A 15,364-nucleotide genomic window follows, 5' to 3' on the forward strand; every position below is an offset into this window, starting at 1 on the left:
CACTAGCCAAGGTCAAGCATGGAAATGTCATGAAAGAGTAAAGCTTGTGGGAGCAGGGGGGCCGCTCCCACACAAGTCGAATGCCGCCTGGGCGTGTTCCCTGCCTCAGCGTGCGTTGAACAACGCCAGGCAGTTATCCAGCATGCGGTTGGAGAAACCCCACTCATTGTCGTACCAGGCCAGTACCTTGAGCATCCGCCCATTGGCACGGGTGTGGTTGGCGTCGAAGATCGACGACAGTGGGTTGTGGTTGAAGTCGCACGACACCAACGGCAGGGCGTTATAGCCCAGCACCCGGGAATGACGGCTGGCCTCGAGGAACAGCTGGTTGACTTCCTCGGCGCTGGTTTCGCGCTGCAGGTTGACGGTGAGGTCGACCAGCGACACGTTGATCACCGGCACTCGTACGGCCATGCCGGTGAGCTTGCCGGCCAGTTCCGGCAATACCAGGCCGACGGCCTCGGCGGCGCCTGTCTTGCTCGGGATCATCGACTGGGTGGCCGAGCGGGCGCGGTACGGGTCGCTATGGTAGACGTCGGTGAGCACCTGGTCGTTGGTGTAGGCGTGGATGGTGGTCATCAGGCCTTGCTCGATGCCGAACTCGCGGTGCAGCACCTGGGCGATCGGTGCCAGGCAGTTGGTGGTGCACGAGGCGTTGGAGATGATCTGGTGCGAGGCGCGCAGCACATCGTGGTTGACCCCGTAGACCACGGTGGCGTCGACACCCTTGGCCGGGGCGCTGACAATCACCTTGCCGGCCCCGGCGCTCAGGTGCGCGGCGGCCTTGGCACGTTCGGTGAACAGCCCGGTGCATTCGAACACCACATCGATGGCCAAGGTCTTCCAGGGCAGCTCGGCAGGGTTGCGGATGGCGCTGACGGCGATGCGGTCGCCATTGACGGTGAGGCTTTCGTGGTCGGCCTCGACAGTGGCGTCAAAGGTGCCGTGGACGCTGTCGTATTTGAGCAGGTGGGCATTCATCGCGCTGTCGCCCAGGTCGTTGATGGCGACGACCTGCAGGTCCTGGCGGTAGCCCTGCGTGTACAGTGCGCGCAGGACGTTGCGTCCGATGCGGCCGAATCCGTTGATGGCGATGCGTAGGGTCATGGTATTACCTCTGGCAGTCGGGTGAAGCCTGTGGCACAAAGGACAGCTTCACTGAAACGGTTTTGTTGTTGGAATTACAAGATTATTCACCGAGAGATAGAAAACAAGCCTTTTTGCTGGCAGTATTTTGTTTAAACATACAACGAGTGGTTGGGTTATCCCCCTGTCGAGCGGTCCATGCGCCTTTTCCTAGAGACTAGGTCGCAATCGTTTGGAGGGAAAATGCCCCAGTAAAGCCGCCCCACAGTTAGCCTGGAGTCCAGTACATGCATCCGCGCATCCTTGAGGTCACCGAACGGCTGATCGCCCGCAGCCGCCGTACCCGTGAACGCTACCTTGAGCTGATCCGTGGGGCGGCCAGTGACGAACCCATGCGCGCCCAGTTGCAGTGCGCCAACTTCGCCCATGGCGTGGCTGGCTGCGGTGGGGACGACAAGCAGACCCTGCGGCTGATGGACGCGGCCAACGTGGCCATTGTCTCGGCCTACAACGACATGCTCTCGGCGCACCAGCCGTACCAGCACTTCCCCGAACAGATCAAACAGGCGCTGCGCGAAGTCGGTTCGGTCGGCCAGTTCGCCGGCGGCGTGCCGGCCATGTGCGACGGCGTCACCCAGGGCGAGCCGGGCATGGAGCTGGCCATCGCCAGCCGTGAAGTGATCGCCATGTCCACCGCCATCGCCCTGTCGCACAACATGTTCGATGCCGCGCTGATGCTGGGCATCTGCGACAAGATCGTCCCCGGGCTGATGATGGGCGCCTTGCGTTTCGGCCACCTGCCGACGATCTTCGTGCCGGGCGGGCCGATGGTCTCGGGCATCTCCAACAAGGAAAAGGCCGATGTGCGCCAGCGCTACGCCGAGGGCAAGGCCACCCGCGAGCAACTGCTCGAATCGGAAATGAAGAGCTACCACGGCCCCGGCACCTGCACTTTCTACGGCACCGCCAACACCAACCAGCTGGTGATGGAGGTCATGGGCCTGCACCTGCCGGGCGCCTCGTTCGTCAACCCCTACACGCCGCTGCGCGATGCCCTCACCGCCGAGGCCGCGCGCCAGGTCACGCGCATGACCAAGGCCAGTGGCAGCTTCATGCCCATTGGCCAGATCGTCGACGAAAAGGCGCTGGTCAACTCGATTGTCGCCCTGCACGCCACCGGCGGCTCGACCAACCACACCCTGCATATCCCGGCCATCGCCCAGGCCGCCGGCATCCAGCTGACCTGGCAGGACATGGCCGATCTGTCCGAGGTGGTGCCGACGCTGTCCCACGTCTATCCCAACGGCAAGGCCGACATCAACCACTTCCAGGCCTCCGGTGGCATGGCCTTCCTCATTCGCGAGCTGCTCGACGCGGGCCTGCTGCACGAGGACGTCAATACCGTGGCCGGGCATGGCCTGCGCCGCTACACCCAGGAGCCGTTCCTGGAGGATGGCCGCCTGGTCTGGCGCGAGGGGCCGAAGGACAGTCTCGACGAAAGCATCCTGCGCCCGGTGGCGCGGCCGTTCTCCGCCGAGGGCGGTTTGCGGGTGATGGAAGGCAACCTTGGCCGTGGCGTGATGAAGGTTTCCGCCGTGGCGCCCGAGCACCGGGTGGTCGAGGCGCCTGCCCGGGTGTTCCACGACCAGCAGTCGCTGGCCGATGCATTCAAGGCCGGCGAGCTGGAGCGGGACTTCGTCGCCGTGGTGCGCTTCCAGGGGCCGCGCTGCAACGGCATGCCCGAGTTGCACAAGCTGACGCCGTTCCTCGGCGTGCTGCAGGATCGCGGCTTCAAGGTGGCGTTGGTCACCGACGGGCGTATGTCCGGCGCCTCGGGCAAGATCCCGGCGGCCATCCACGTCTGCCCGGAGGCTTTTGATGGTGGCCCGCTGGCGCGGGTGCGCGATGGTGATATCGTGCGCGTCGATGGTGCCGAAGGCACGCTGCGGATCATGGTCTCGGCCGAGGAACTGGCCGACCGTGAACTGCCTGCGCCACCCAAGGGCAACGACCTGGGGTGCGGGCGTGAGCTGTTCGGCTTCATGCGTGTGGCGTTCAGTTCCGCCGAGCAAGGCGCGAGCGCCTTCACCTCGGCCCTGGAGAACCTCGAATGAAGGCCTTGCTGGTCGGCGACATCGGTGGCACCAACGCGCGTTTTGCCGTGTGGCGCGACAATGAACTGCAGGCGGTGCAGGTGCTGGCCACCGCCGACTACACCAGCCCTGAACAGGCCATCGAGGCCTATCTGGCCGACCAGCGTATCGCCCGTGGCGGCCTGGCGGCGGTGTGCCTGGCGGTGGCAGGCCCCGTGGACGGCGACGAGTTTCGCTTTACCAACAACCACTGGCGCCTGAGCCGCAGCGCGTTCTGCCAGACGCTGCAGGTCGATCGCCTGCTGCTGATCAACGACTTTTCCGCGATGGCGCTGGGCATGACTCGCCTGCGCGCAGGCGAATTTCGTGAAGTCTGCGCAGGCCTCGCCGATCCATCGCGCCCGGCGCTGGTGATCGGCCCCGGCACAGGCCTGGGCGTGGGTAGCCTGCTGCGCCACGGTGAGCACTGGCTGGCACTGCCGGGGGAGGGCGGGCATGTCGACCTGCCGGTGGGCAATGCCCGCGAAGCGGCGATTCATCAGGAAATCCATCGGCAGATCGGCCATGTCAGTGCCGAGACCGTGCTCAGTGGTGGTGGGCTGGTGCGCTTGTACCAGGCCATCTGTGCGCTCGATGGTGCTGCGCCGACGCACAAGACCCCGGCGCAGATCACCGATGCGGCGCTGGCCAACGAGCCACGGGCGCTGGCGGTGGTCGAGCAGTTCTGCCGGTTCCTCGGCCGGGTGGCGGGCAACAATGTGCTCACCCTCGGGGCGCGGGGTGGCGTCTACATTGTCGGTGGCGTGATCCCACGTTTCGCTGAATTGTTCCTGCGCAGCGGCTTTGCCGCGAGCTTCGCCGACAAAGGCTGCATGAGCGGCTACTTCGCCGGGGTGCCGGTATGGCTGGTGACGGCGGAGTTTTCCGGGTTGCTGGGGGCTGGAGTGGCTTTGCAGCAGGCGCTGGACCTCTAACCGACGGGGCCGCAAAGCGACCCCCACAGCAGGCATCAAGATCTGCGTTTACAAAAGGACTGACCATTGTGACCACTGCCGGCAAATCGATCCTGATGGTCGACGACGACCAGGACATCCGCGAACTGCTGCAGACCTACCTCGCCCGCTGCGGCCTGCAGGTGCACGCCGAACCTGACGGCCAGGGCTTTCGCCGCGCCCTGGACGCCAACCCCTACGACCTGGTGATCCTCGACGTGATGCTGCCCGACGAAGACGGTTTCAGCCTGTGTCGCTGGGTTCGCCAGCACCCGCGCCAGGCGCGGGTGCCGATCATCATGCTCACCGCCAGTTCCGATGAAGCCGATCGGGTCATCGGCCTGGAGCTGGGCGCCGACGACTACCTCGGAAAACCCTTCAGCCCGCGAGAGCTGCAGGCACGGATCAAGGCCTTGTTGCGCCGTGCCGATTTCGGCCAGGCGACGCTGGCCAGTGCGGTGCTGGCCTTCGATGACTGGCGCCTGGACACGATCAGCCACCGTCTGTTCCACCGCGACGGCGAAGAAGTGATCCTCTCCGGCGCCGACTTCGCCCTGCTCAAACTGTTTCTCGATCACCCGCAGCAGATCCTCGACCGCGACACCATCGGCAACGCCACCCGTGGTCGCGAACCGATGCCGCTGGACCGTATCGTCGACATGGCGGTCAGTCGCCTGCGCCAGCGCCTGCGCGACACGGAAAAACCACCCCGGCTGATCCGCACCGTGCGTGGCAGCGGCTACCTGCTGGCGGCCAATGTCTGCCCGGCCTGACGAGCGTCGCTGGCGCCTGCTGCCGCGCTCGCTGTTGGGGCGCATGCTGCTGCTTACCTTGCTGGTGGTGTTGCTGGCTCAGGGCCTGTCCAGCGTGATCTGGGTCGCGCAGCTGCGCGCCAGCCAGCTGCAGGGCTTGCGCGCCAGCGCCAGCAGCCTCGCGCACTCGATGAGTGCCAGTGTCAGCTACTTCCGCTCGCTGCCGGTGGCCTACCGGCCCATGGTATTGGATCAGTTGCGCAGCATGGGCGGCACGCGCTTCTTCGTCTCGCTCAACGTCAAGCCTCTGGAAATGCCGGTGTTGCCGATCACCCCGCGCAAGCAGGCGGTGATCGACGTGTTCCAGGAGGTGCTGCACGAGCGTCTTGGCCAGCAGATGGAGATCTCCGTGGAGTTCGTCAGCCCCGACGATCTGCGCATTTTCAACAGCGGCCTGAAACTCGATGAGCTGCCCCGCTCGTGGGCGCACTATTCGTTGACCCTCGAGCCGCTCAATCCGCCGGTGCTGGTGACCCAGATCCGCCTCGGCGAAGGCGAATGGCTGTACATCGCCTCGCTGCTGCCCGAGCCCTACACCAGCCTTGAGGCCGAACGCTTGCCGCGTCAGCAGATCGGCTTCATTGCCCTGACCACCGTGCTGTTGCTGCTGTTCATCGGCCTGCTGGTGCACTGGCAGAGCCGGCCGCTCAAGCGCCTGGCACGGGCGGCGCGGGAAATGTCGCTTGGGGCGGACGTCGCCCCGGTTGCCGAAGGCGGAGGCAGCGAAGTGGTCGAGGTGGGGCGGGCGTTCAACAACATGCGTGATCGGATAAGCCGTTACCTGACCGAGCGTTCCCAGCTGTTCAGCGCCATTTCCCATGACCTGCGCACACCGATCACGCGCCTGCGACTGCGAGTGGAGCTGCTCGAGGACGAAAAGCTGCAGGCCAGGTTCAGCCGCGACCTCGATGAGCTGGAGCTGCTGGTCAAGGGCGCGCTGCAATGCGTGAAGGACACCGATATCCACGAGAACATCGAGCCGATCGATCTCAACCAGGTGCTGGAGCTGCTGGCCGAACCTTATCTCGGCGATGGGCGCATCACCGTGGAGGGGCAGGCGTTGGCACCGTACCCCGGCAAATCGCTGGCCTTGCGCCGCTGCATCGGCAATCTGATCGACAACGCCATCAAGTATGGCGAGCGGGCGCAGCTGCGCATCATCGATACCGCCGAGAGCTTCGTGCTGCAGGTGGACGACCAGGGGCCGGGGGTGCCGGAGCAACGCCTGGAGCAGGTGTTCGAGCCGCACTTCCGCCTGGCCGGGCAGCAGCAGGGGTATGGGCTGGGGCTGGGCATCGCGCGCAACATCGCCCATAGCCATGGCGGGGAGGTAAGCCTGTTGAACCTGCGCGAGGGTGGACTGCGGGTGACCTTGTACCTGCCGCGTACAGCCGAATGAGCCCTTGCCACGCGATAAGCGCTTGGATGTAACGATGCGGTGACAATCGAGCCGGGCTTCGTGACATGCCAGCCAGGATGGCTGACTAGAATCGGCTGACAACAACAAGGAAGGTGCACCCATGGCCATCAGCTGGCTCGACTCCCCGACACACCATGCCTGGCTCGACGCCGAGGCCCTGCGCCTGCTCTCCTTCGCCAGGGCTTCGCGCCTGCCTCAGGGGTTCGGCAACCTCGATGACGAAGGCCGCCTGCCCCGTTGCGCCCTGGCCGAGACCATGAACACCGCGCGCATGACCCACAGTTTTGCCTTGGCGCATATCCAGGGCGTTCCGGGTTGCCGCGAGCTGGTCGAGCATGGCGTCGATGCCCTGTGCGGCCCGCTGCGCGACCAGGAACATGACGGCTGGTACGCGCAGCCCGAAGGTCATGGCGACACCGGCAAGGCCGCCTACCTGCACGCCTTCGTCGCCCTCGCCGCCAGCTCGGCGGTGGTGGCGGGCATCAGCCAGGCGTCGGCGTTGCTGGAGGCGGTAACCCAGGTCATCGCGCAGCGCTTCTGGTGCGAAGAGGAGGGCGCCCTGCGCGAGTCGTTCTCCCGCGACTGGCGGCAGGCGGAGGCCTACCGGGGCGCCAACAGCAACATGCACGGCGTCGAAGCCTTCCTCGCCGTGGCTGATGTGACCGGCGACACACAGTGGTTGCTGCGCGCCCAACGGATCGTCGAGCGCTTGATCCTGACCCGCGCCGCTGCCGACGGTATGCGCGTCACGGAACATTTCGATGCGCAGTGGCAGGCGCTCCCCGACTACAACCGCGAAAACCCTGCCGATGGCTTCCGTCCTTACGGGACCACGCCCGGCCACGCCTTCGAATGGGCGCGCCTGGTACTGCACCTCGAGGCGGCCCTGCAAAGGGCGCAACTGCCTGCGCCCGAGTCATTGCTGCCCGCCGCCCAGGGCCTGTTCGACAGCGCCTGTCGCCACGCCTGGCAGGCAGACGGCGCGCCGGGGCTGGTCTACACCCTGGACTGGCACGACCGCCCGGTGGTGCGCGAGCGCCTGCACTGGGTGCATGCCGAGGCCTGTGCCACTGCCGCGGCGCTGTTGCGACGTACCGGTGAAGCCCAGTACGAACACTGGTACCGCTGCTTCTGGGACTTCATCGCCAGCCACTTCATCGACCGCGCCCATGGCAGCTGGCACCACGAGCTCGACCCGGCACTGCTGCCCAGTGCGCGCATCTGGGGTGGCAAGCCTGACCTCTACCACGCCTACCAGGCCCTGCTGCTGCCACGCCTGCCGCTGGCGCCGAGCCTGGCCACGGCCCTGGCTTTGTAACCAGACGATGACATTCGCGCATCCGTTCGTTACCTGGCGCCGGGCGCGACCTCCCTACACTCCATGCCATGCAAGCGACAGTCTTGCCTCGCATAACAACAAGAAAGGTAATCCCATGCATCCGACGCTTCGTCTCGCCGCCGCGATCTCCTTCGCCTCCCTGTTCTCCCTCAGTGCCCAGGCCGCCGACTCCAAAGGCAGCGTGGAAGTCGTCCATTGGTGGACCTCCGGCGGCGAGAAGGCCGCGGTCGACGTGCTCAAGGCGCAGGTCGAGAAGGACGGCTTCACCTGGAAGGACGGCGCCGTGGCCGGCGGCGGTGGCGCCACCGCCATGACCGTGCTCAAGAGCCGCGCCGTGGCTGGCAACCCGCCTGGGGTCGCGCAGATCAAGGGCCCGGATATCCAGGACTGGGCCGCCACCGGGTTGCTCGATCCCGACGTGCTCAAGGGCGTGGCCAAGGACGAGAAGTGGGACGGCCTGCTCGACAAGAAGGTCGCCGACACCGTGAAGTACGACGGCGACTACGTGGCCGTGCCAGTGAACATCCACCGTATCAACTGGCTGTGGATCAACCCGCAAGTGTTCAAGAAGGCTGGTATCGACAAGGCCCCGACTACCCTCGATGAATTCTACGCCGCTGCCGACAAGCTCAAGGCTGCTGGTTTCATCCCGCTGGCCCACGGTGGCCAGCCCTGGCAGGACAGCACTGTGTTCGAGAATATGGTGCTCTCGGTGATGGGCGTCGAGGGCTACAAGAAGGCCCTGGTCGAGCTGGACGAAAAGGCCCTGACCGGCCCCGAGATGGTCAAGGCGCTCACCGAGCTTAAGAAGGTCGCCACCTACATGGACCCGGACGGCAAGGGCCAGGACTGGAACCTTGAAGCGGCCAAGGTCATCAACGGCAAGGCCGGCATGCAGATCATGGGCGACTGGGCCAAGAGCGAATGGACCCTGGCGAAGAAGACCGCTGGCAAGGACTACCAGTGCGTGGCCTTCCCCGGCACCGACCAGGCCTTCCTCTACAACATCGACTCGCTGGTGGTGTTCAAGCAGAAGGACAAGGGTACCGCGGCAGGCCAGCAGGACATCGCCCGCAAGGTGCTGGGCGAGGACTTCCAGAAGGTCTTCAGCATCAACAAGGGCTCGATCCCGGTGCGTAACGACATGCTTGCCGACATGGGCAAGTACGGCTTCGACAGTTGCGCCCAGACGGCGGCCCAGGACTTCCTGGCCGATGCCAAAAACGGCGGCCTGCAACCGAGCATGGCGCACAACATGGCCACCACCCTGGCGGTACAGGGGGCGTTCTTCGATGTGGTGACCAACTACATCAACGATCCCAAGGCTGATCCGGCCGACGCGGCGAAGAAGCTAGCCGCAGCCGTCAACGCCGCCAAGTAACCCCGATCACGGGCCAAGCCCGCTCCCACGATGAATCCACTGTTGGCGTGGGAGCGGGCCTGGCCCGCGATTCGGTGCATCGGGAACCCAGATCATGACTACAGCAACCGCCCGCCTGCGGGCCTCACCCCTGGACGCGCTGCAGCGCTGGCTGCCGAAACTGGTGCTGGCGCCGAGCATGTTCATCGTCCTGGTGGGCTTCTACGGCTACATCCTGTGGACCTTCGTCCTCTCGTTCACCACCTCGACCTTCCTGCCCACCTACAAGTGGGCAGGCCTGGCGCAGTACGCCAGGCTGTTCGACAACGACCGCTGGTGGGTGGCGAGCAAGAACCTGCTGCTGTTCGGCGGGCTGTTCATCGGCATCACCCTGGCCATCGGCGTGTTCCTTGCGGTGCTGCTCGACCAGCGCATCCGCCGCGAAGGCTTCATCCGCACCATCTACCTGTACCCCATGGCGCTGTCGATGATCGTCACCGGTACCGCCTGGAAGTGGCTGCTCAACCCCGGCATGGGCCTGGACAAGCTGCTGCGCGACTGGGGCTGGGAAGGCTTTCGCCTGGACTGGCTGATCGACCCCGACCGGGTGGTCTACTGCCTGGTGATCGCTGCCGTGTGGCAGGCCTCGGGCTTCATCATGGCGATGTTCCTCGCCGGCCTGCGCGGCGTCGACCAGTCGATCATCCGCGCCGCACAGCTCGATGGCGCCAGCCTGCCGCGCATCTACTGGACCGTGGTGCTGCCCAGCCTGCGCCCGGTGTTCTTCAGCTCGCTGATGATCCTCGCGCACATCGCGATCAAGAGCTTCGACCTGGTGGCGGCGATGACCGCGGGCGGGCCGGGCTACTCCTCGGACCTGCCAGCGATGTTCATGTACTCGTTCACCTTCAGCCGTGGGCAGATGGGCATGGGCTCGGCCAGCGCGATCCTCATGCTGGGCGCGATCCTGGCGATCATCGTCCCTTACCTGTACTCCGAACTGCGGGGCAAACGCCATGACTAGTCCTGTCGACAAACCCGCGCTGAACCTCAGCCGCATCGCCATCCACGCGGTGCTGCTGCTGGCGGTGTTGCTGTACCTGGTGCCACTGGTGGTCATGCTGCTGACCAGCTTCAAGACCCCCGAGGACATCAGCACCGGCAACCTGCTGAGCTGGCCTGCGGTGTTCACCGGCATTGGCTGGGCCAAGGCCTGGGCCACGGTCAATGGCTATTTTCTCAACTCGATCCTGATCACCGTGCCGGCGGTGCTGATCTCCACGGCCGTTGGCGCGCTCAACGGCTACGTGCTGTCGATGTGGTGCTTCCGTGGCTCGCAGCTGTTCTTCGGCCTGCTGCTGTTCGGCTGCTTCCTGCCGTTCCAGACCGTGCTGCTGCCGGCCTCGTTCACCCTCGGCAAGCTGGGCCTGGCCAGCACCACCAGCGGCCTGGTGCTGGTGCATGTGGTGTACGGCCTGGCCTTCACCACATTGTTCTTCCGCAACTACTACGTGAGCATCCCCGAGGCGCTGGTCAAGGCCGCGCGTCTGGACGGCGCCGGGTTCTTCACCATCTTCGGGCGGATCATCCTGCCGATGTCGACGCCGATCATCATGGTCTGCCTGATCTGGCAGTTCACCCAGATCTGGAACGACTTCCTGTTCGGCGTGGTGTTCTCCAGCGGCGACTCGCAGCCGATCACCGTGGCCCTGAACAACCTGGTCAACACCAGCACCGGGGCCAAGGAATACAACGTCGACATGGCCGCGGCGATGATCGCCGGGCTGCCGACGCTGCTGGTCTACGTGATTGCGGGCAAGTATTTCGTGCGCGGGCTGACCGCCGGCGCGGTCAAGGGGTAAGTCATGGCAACACTCGAACTTCGCAATGTGCACAAGACCTATGGCGCGGGCCTGCCGGACACGCTCAAGGACATCCAGCTGGCGATCAAGGACGGCGAGTTCCTGATCCTGGTCGGGCCCTCGGGCTGCGGCAAGTCGACGCTGATGAACTGCATCGCCGGCCTGGAAAGCATCAGCGGCGGGGCGATCCTCATCGACGACGAGGATGTCAGCGGCATGAGCCCCAAGGATCGCGACATCGCCATGGTGTTCCAGTCCTACGCGCTGTACCCGACCATGAACGTGCGCGACAACATCGCCTTTGGCCTGAAGATCCGCAAGATGTCCCAGGCCGCCATCGACGAGGAGGTGGCGCGGGTGGCCAAGCTGCTGCAGATCGAGCACCTGCTGGGGCGCAAGCCCGGGCAGCTGTCCGGCGGCCAGCAGCAGCGCGTGGCCATGGGCCGGGCGCTGGCGCGGCGGCCGAAGATCTACCTGTTCGATGAACCGCTGTCGAACCTCGACGCCAAGCTGCGGGTGGAGATGCGCACCGAGATCAAGCTGATGCACCAGCGCCTGAAGACCACCACGGTGTATGTCACCCATGACCAGATCGAGGCCATGACCCTGGGCGACAAGGTGGCGGTGATGAAGGACGGCATCATTCAGCAGTTCGGCACCCCGCAACAGATCTACAACGACCCGGCCAATCTGTTCGTCGCCAGTTTCATCGGCTCGCCGCCGATGAATTTCATTCCCGTGCGCCTGATGAAGCAGGACGGGCGGGTGCTGGCGCTGCTCGACAGCGGCCAGGCGCGCTGCGAGCTGCCGTTGGGCGTGGCGGCGGACGAGCTGGAAGGGCGCGAGATCATCCTCGGCGTGCGCCCTGAACAAATCTCGCTGGGGGCCGCCGAGGGCAACGGCATGCCCGCCATCCGCACCGAAGTGCAGGTCACCGAACCCACCGGCCCGGACCTGCTGGTATTCGTCACCCTCAACCAGACCAAGGTCTGCTGCCGCCTGGCGCCGGATGTAGCGTGCCGGGTGGGCGACAGCCTCAACCTGCAGTTCGACCCGGCGCGGGTGCTGCTGTTCGACGCCGGCAGCGGCGAACGTCTCGACCTCACCGCCAGCGGCACTGCCATCAAGGACAACGTGACTCGCTTCAAAGGCCGTTGAATCGTCTAGAACAATGCATAACAAGAAAAGAGGACGCAAAGGGATGGAACATCGCAATCGCATCAAGACCCTGGGATCGCTCGCCTTGCTGGCGCTGGTCGGCAGCAGCGGGGCCCAGGCCGCCGAGGCTTTCTCGTCGGAATCGAAATGGATGACCGGCGACTGGGGCGGCACCCGTACCGAGCTGCTGGAGAAGGGCTACGACTTCACCCTCGACTACGTTGGCGAAGTGGCCGGCAACCTGCACGGTGGCTACAACGACGACAAGACCGCGCGCTACAGCGACCAGTTCGCCCTGGGCGCGCACCTGGACCTGGAGAAGATCTTCGGCTGGAAGGACACCGAGTTCAAGCTGGCGATCACCGAGCGTAGCGGCCGCAACCTGTCCAACGACCGCATCAGCGACCCGCGTGCCGGGCAGTTCAGCTCGGTTCAGGAAGTCTGGGGCCGTGGCCAGACCTGGCGCCTGACGCAGATGTGGGTCAAGCAGAAGTACTTCGACGGCGCGCTGGACGTGAAATTCGGCCGCTTCGGCGAGGGCGAGGACTTCAACAGCTTCCCCTGCGACTTCCAGAACCTGGCCTTCTGCGGCTCGCAAGTGGGCAACTGGGTCGGCGGCATCTGGTACAACTGGCCGGTCAGCCAGTGGGCACTGCGGGTCAAGTACAACATCACCCCGGAATTCTTCGTCCAGGTCGGCGCGTACGAGCAGAACCCGTCGAACCTGGAGACCGGCAACGGCTTCAAACTCAGCGGCAGCGGCACCAAGGGTGCGATCCTGCCGGTGGAGGCGGTCTGGTCGCCGAAGGTCAACGGCCTGCCGGGCGAGTACCGCCTGGGCTACTACTACAGCACCGCCAAGGCCGACGACGTGTACGACGACATCAACGGCAACCCGCAGGCGCTGACCGGCGCGGCGTTCAAGTCGCACTCCAGCAAGCACGGCTGGTGGGTCGTGGCCCAGCAGCAGGTCACCGCCCATGCCGGCGACGTCAACCGCGGCCTGAGCCTGTTCGCCAACTTCACCGTGCACGATAAGGCCACCAACGTGGTCGACAACTACCAGCAGGTCGGCCTGGTCTACAAGGGCGCCTTCGATGCCCGGCCCAAGGACGACATCGGCTTCGGCATCGCCCGCATCCACGTCAATGACGATGTGAAGAAGCGTGCCGAGCTGCTCAATGCCCAGTCCGGCATCAACGACTATGACAACCCAGGCTTCGCGCCGCTGCAGCGCACCGAGTACAACGCCGAGCTCTACTACGGCTTCCACGTCACCAACTGGCTGACCGTGCGCCCGAACCTGCAGTACATCAAGAGCCCGGGCGGTGTGGATGAAGTGGACAACGCGCTGGTCGCGGGGTTGAAGATTCAGTCGTCATTCTGAGAAAAATTGTTGTAAATTTACGCCATCCATTTCGGCCTTCCCGCTAACCACTGGTCTGCAGTGGTTAGCGGGCACGGGCTGAGACAGCGCTATCTCGAACAACAAAAGAGCTTGGAACCATGCCTGAACATCCGCTACATCGCTTCTTCACCTCGCAACGGCCCAGGCCGACCTTCGAGTGGGAGCGTTACCAGCAGCGCGATGTGCTGATCATCGACCACCCTCGCTGCCAGGCGGTGTTCAGCCGCCAGGGCGGTCAGCTCCTGCACTTTCAACCAGCCGGTGAAAAGCCCTGGTTGTGGTGCGCCGAGCAGTGGCCGCAGGTAGGGGCCATTCGTGGCGGCGTGCCGGTGTGCTGGCCCTGGTATGGCCGTCATCCCAGCGAAGACCTGTGGCCGGCCCATGGCTGGGCGCGCCTGCTGGACTGGAAGCTGGTGGACAGCCGCGAGGACGAGGAAGGGGTGACCCTGAAATGGCGCCTGGACCTGTGCGACTGGCAGGTCGACCTGCATGCCCGGCTCGGGGCGAGCATGGAGCTGAGCCTGAGCACCGAGCACCAGGACAGCGAACCGTGCCAGCTGAGCCATGCGCTGCTGGCCTACTGGCGGATCAGCGACGTGTCGAAGATAGCGCTGTCTGGGCTGGAGGACATCGACGGCTACGATCGCCTCAATCGCCAGGCCTGCCGCGAAGACGGCGCGCTGACCCTCAAGGGCGGTTGCCAGCGGGTCTATCCCGGCACTCCGCGGGTGCAGTTGCAGGACCCGGCATGGCAGCGCGAACTGTGCATCGACACCGGCGACAGTGACGACACCGTGGTCTGGCACCCTGGCAATCGGCCGTTGATGGGCGTGAGCGGGCGCGAGTGCCAAGGCTTTGTCTGCGTGGAAGCGGCCAGCGGCAGTGGCGAGGGCCTGAGCCTGGCGCCGGGCGAGCGGGCGCACCTGCGTTTGCAGGCGCACCGGCTCAGTTGAGGTCGTCGTCCTCGATCGGGTAGCGACTGGCGTTGAGGCTTTCCTTGATCTTGCGCAGGTGCGGCTGGAAGTCCACGCCACGGCGCAGGGTCATGCCGGTGGCGAGCACATCGAGCACGGTGAGCTGGATGATCCGCGAGGTCATCGGCATGTAGATGTCGGTGTCTTCCGGCAGCGGGATATGCAGGCTCAGGCTGCAGGCCTGGGCCAGGGGCGAGCCGGCGGCGGTCAGGCCGAGCACCGAGGCGCCGTTTTCCCGCGCCAGGCGCGCCACCTCGACCAGTTCGCGGGTGCGCCCGGTGTAGGAAATGATCACGAACAGGTCGCCGGTGTGGGCCACCGAAGCCAGCATGCGCTGCATCAGCACATCGGCGTGGGCCGACACGGCGAGATTGAAGCGGAAGAACTTGTGCTGCGCATCGAGGGCCACGGGGGCCGAGGCGCCGAGGCCGAAGAAGTGGATCTGTCGGGCTTGGATCATCATGTCCACGGCGCGGCTGACCTGCTGCGGGTCGAGCGCCTGGCAGGCGCTGTCGAGCGAGGCAATGGCGCTGCCGAAGATCTTCTGGGTGTAGGCGGCCGGATCGTCGTCGGCCTCCACCGCGCGGCTGACATAGGCGGCGCCGCTGGCCAGGCTCTGCGCCAGTTGCAGCTTGAGCTCGGGGTAGCCGCTGACGCCGAACGAGCGGCAGAAGCGGTTGACCGTCGGTTCGCTGACACTGGCCGCCTGGGCCAGGGCGGCAATGCTGAAGCGGGTGGCTTGCTGCGGGTTGAGCAGGATGACTTCGGCGACCTTGCGTTCGGCCTTGTTCAGCTCGTCGAGGCGGCCCTGGATCTGTTCCAGGAGGTTTCGCACGCGGTCCATGGTGTGTCCTTGGGTC

At 65.3% G+C, this 15,364-nt stretch carries 13 protein-coding genes; 11 read left to right on the plus strand and 2 right to left on the minus strand.

Features of this window, described 5'->3' with window-relative positions:
* Nucleotides 1–105: 105 nt before the first annotated feature.
* Entirely contained in the window at nucleotides 106–1,107 is a 1,002-nt protein-coding gene (gene gap, locus DFS21_RS08170) for a type I glyceraldehyde-3-phosphate dehydrogenase (RefSeq protein ID WP_038706743.1), read from the minus strand.
* 266 nt (nucleotides 1,108–1,373) lie between these two features.
* Here gap and edd point away from each other — a divergent pair, with 266 nt between their 5' ends.
* From edd to DFS21_RS08225, 11 genes are all read left to right on the plus strand, one after another.
* On the plus strand, nucleotides 1,374–3,200 hold the full coding sequence (edd, locus tag DFS21_RS08175) for a phosphogluconate dehydratase (protein ID WP_111532112.1): 1,827 nt from the start codon (nucleotides 1,374–1,376) through the stop codon (nucleotides 3,198–3,200).
* Nucleotides 3,197–4,153, plus strand: coding sequence for a glucokinase (locus DFS21_RS08180; RefSeq protein ID WP_110699851.1), 957 nt, complete (start codon nucleotides 3,197–3,199; stop codon nucleotides 4,151–4,153). Before edd ends, DFS21_RS08180 begins: the two co-directional genes overlap by 4 nt.
* Before the next feature lie 95 nt (nucleotides 4,154–4,248).
* Nucleotides 4,249–4,944, plus strand: a complete 696-nt coding sequence (locus DFS21_RS08185; RefSeq protein ID WP_219730381.1) for a response regulator transcription factor — start codon at nucleotides 4,249–4,251, stop codon at nucleotides 4,942–4,944.
* Nucleotides 4,928–6,382 (plus strand): ATP-binding protein, encoded by a 1,455-nt coding sequence (locus DFS21_RS08190; RefSeq protein ID WP_111532113.1) that lies wholly within the window; start codon nucleotides 4,928–4,930, stop codon nucleotides 6,380–6,382. Before DFS21_RS08185 ends, DFS21_RS08190 begins: the two co-directional genes overlap by 17 nt.
* Nucleotides 6,383–6,503: 121 nt before the next feature.
* Nucleotides 6,504–7,721, plus strand: a complete 1,218-nt coding sequence (locus DFS21_RS08195; RefSeq protein WP_111532114.1) for an AGE family epimerase/isomerase — start codon at nucleotides 6,504–6,506, stop codon at nucleotides 7,719–7,721.
* 115 nt (nucleotides 7,722–7,836) lie between these two features.
* Nucleotides 7,837–9,123: an ABC transporter substrate-binding protein gene (locus tag DFS21_RS08200; RefSeq protein WP_111532115.1), complete on the plus strand. Its 1,287-nt coding sequence runs from the start codon at nucleotides 7,837–7,839 to the stop codon at nucleotides 9,121–9,123.
* 94 nt (nucleotides 9,124–9,217) lie between these two features.
* Nucleotides 9,218–10,126: a carbohydrate ABC transporter permease gene (locus DFS21_RS08205; RefSeq protein WP_023630395.1), complete on the plus strand. Its 909-nt coding sequence runs from the start codon at nucleotides 9,218–9,220 to the stop codon at nucleotides 10,124–10,126.
* The gene (locus DFS21_RS08210; protein WP_111532116.1) at nucleotides 10,119–10,964 is read left to right on the plus strand and encodes a carbohydrate ABC transporter permease; all 846 of its coding nucleotides are present in this window, start codon (nucleotides 10,119–10,121) and stop codon (nucleotides 10,962–10,964) included. The genes DFS21_RS08205 and DFS21_RS08210 overlap by 8 nt, the downstream gene beginning before the upstream one ends.
* Before the next feature lie 3 nt (nucleotides 10,965–10,967).
* Nucleotides 10,968–12,122 carry an ABC transporter ATP-binding protein gene (locus DFS21_RS08215; protein ID WP_111532117.1) on the plus strand — a complete coding sequence of 385 codons (1,155 nt, stop codon included), beginning with the start codon at nucleotides 10,968–10,970 and terminating at the stop codon, nucleotides 12,120–12,122.
* A gap of 13 nt (nucleotides 12,123–12,135) precedes the next feature.
* Nucleotides 12,136–13,509 carry a carbohydrate porin gene (locus tag DFS21_RS08220; RefSeq protein ID WP_371926796.1) on the plus strand — a complete coding sequence of 458 codons (1,374 nt, stop codon included), beginning with the start codon at nucleotides 12,136–12,138 and terminating at the stop codon, nucleotides 13,507–13,509.
* A 119-nt stretch (nucleotides 13,510–13,628) separates the two neighbouring features.
* A complete protein-coding gene (locus DFS21_RS08225) occupies nucleotides 13,629–14,483 on the plus strand; it encodes a D-hexose-6-phosphate mutarotase (protein ID WP_046854323.1) in 855 nt (284 codons plus the stop codon).
* Here DFS21_RS08225 and hexR read toward each other — a convergent pair.
* The gene (gene hexR, locus DFS21_RS08230) at nucleotides 14,476–15,339 is read right to left on the minus strand and encodes a DNA-binding transcriptional regulator HexR (protein WP_172670918.1); all 864 of its coding nucleotides are present in this window, start codon (nucleotides 15,337–15,339) and stop codon (nucleotides 14,476–14,478) included. The genes DFS21_RS08225 and hexR overlap by 8 nt on opposite strands.
* Nucleotides 15,340–15,364: the final 25 nt, after the last annotated feature.

The sequence above is a fragment of the Pseudomonas sp. 2848 genome (genome assembly GCF_003253945.1).
In the GTDB taxonomy this organism is placed as follows: Bacteria; Pseudomonadota; Gammaproteobacteria; order Pseudomonadales; family Pseudomonadaceae; genus Aquipseudomonas.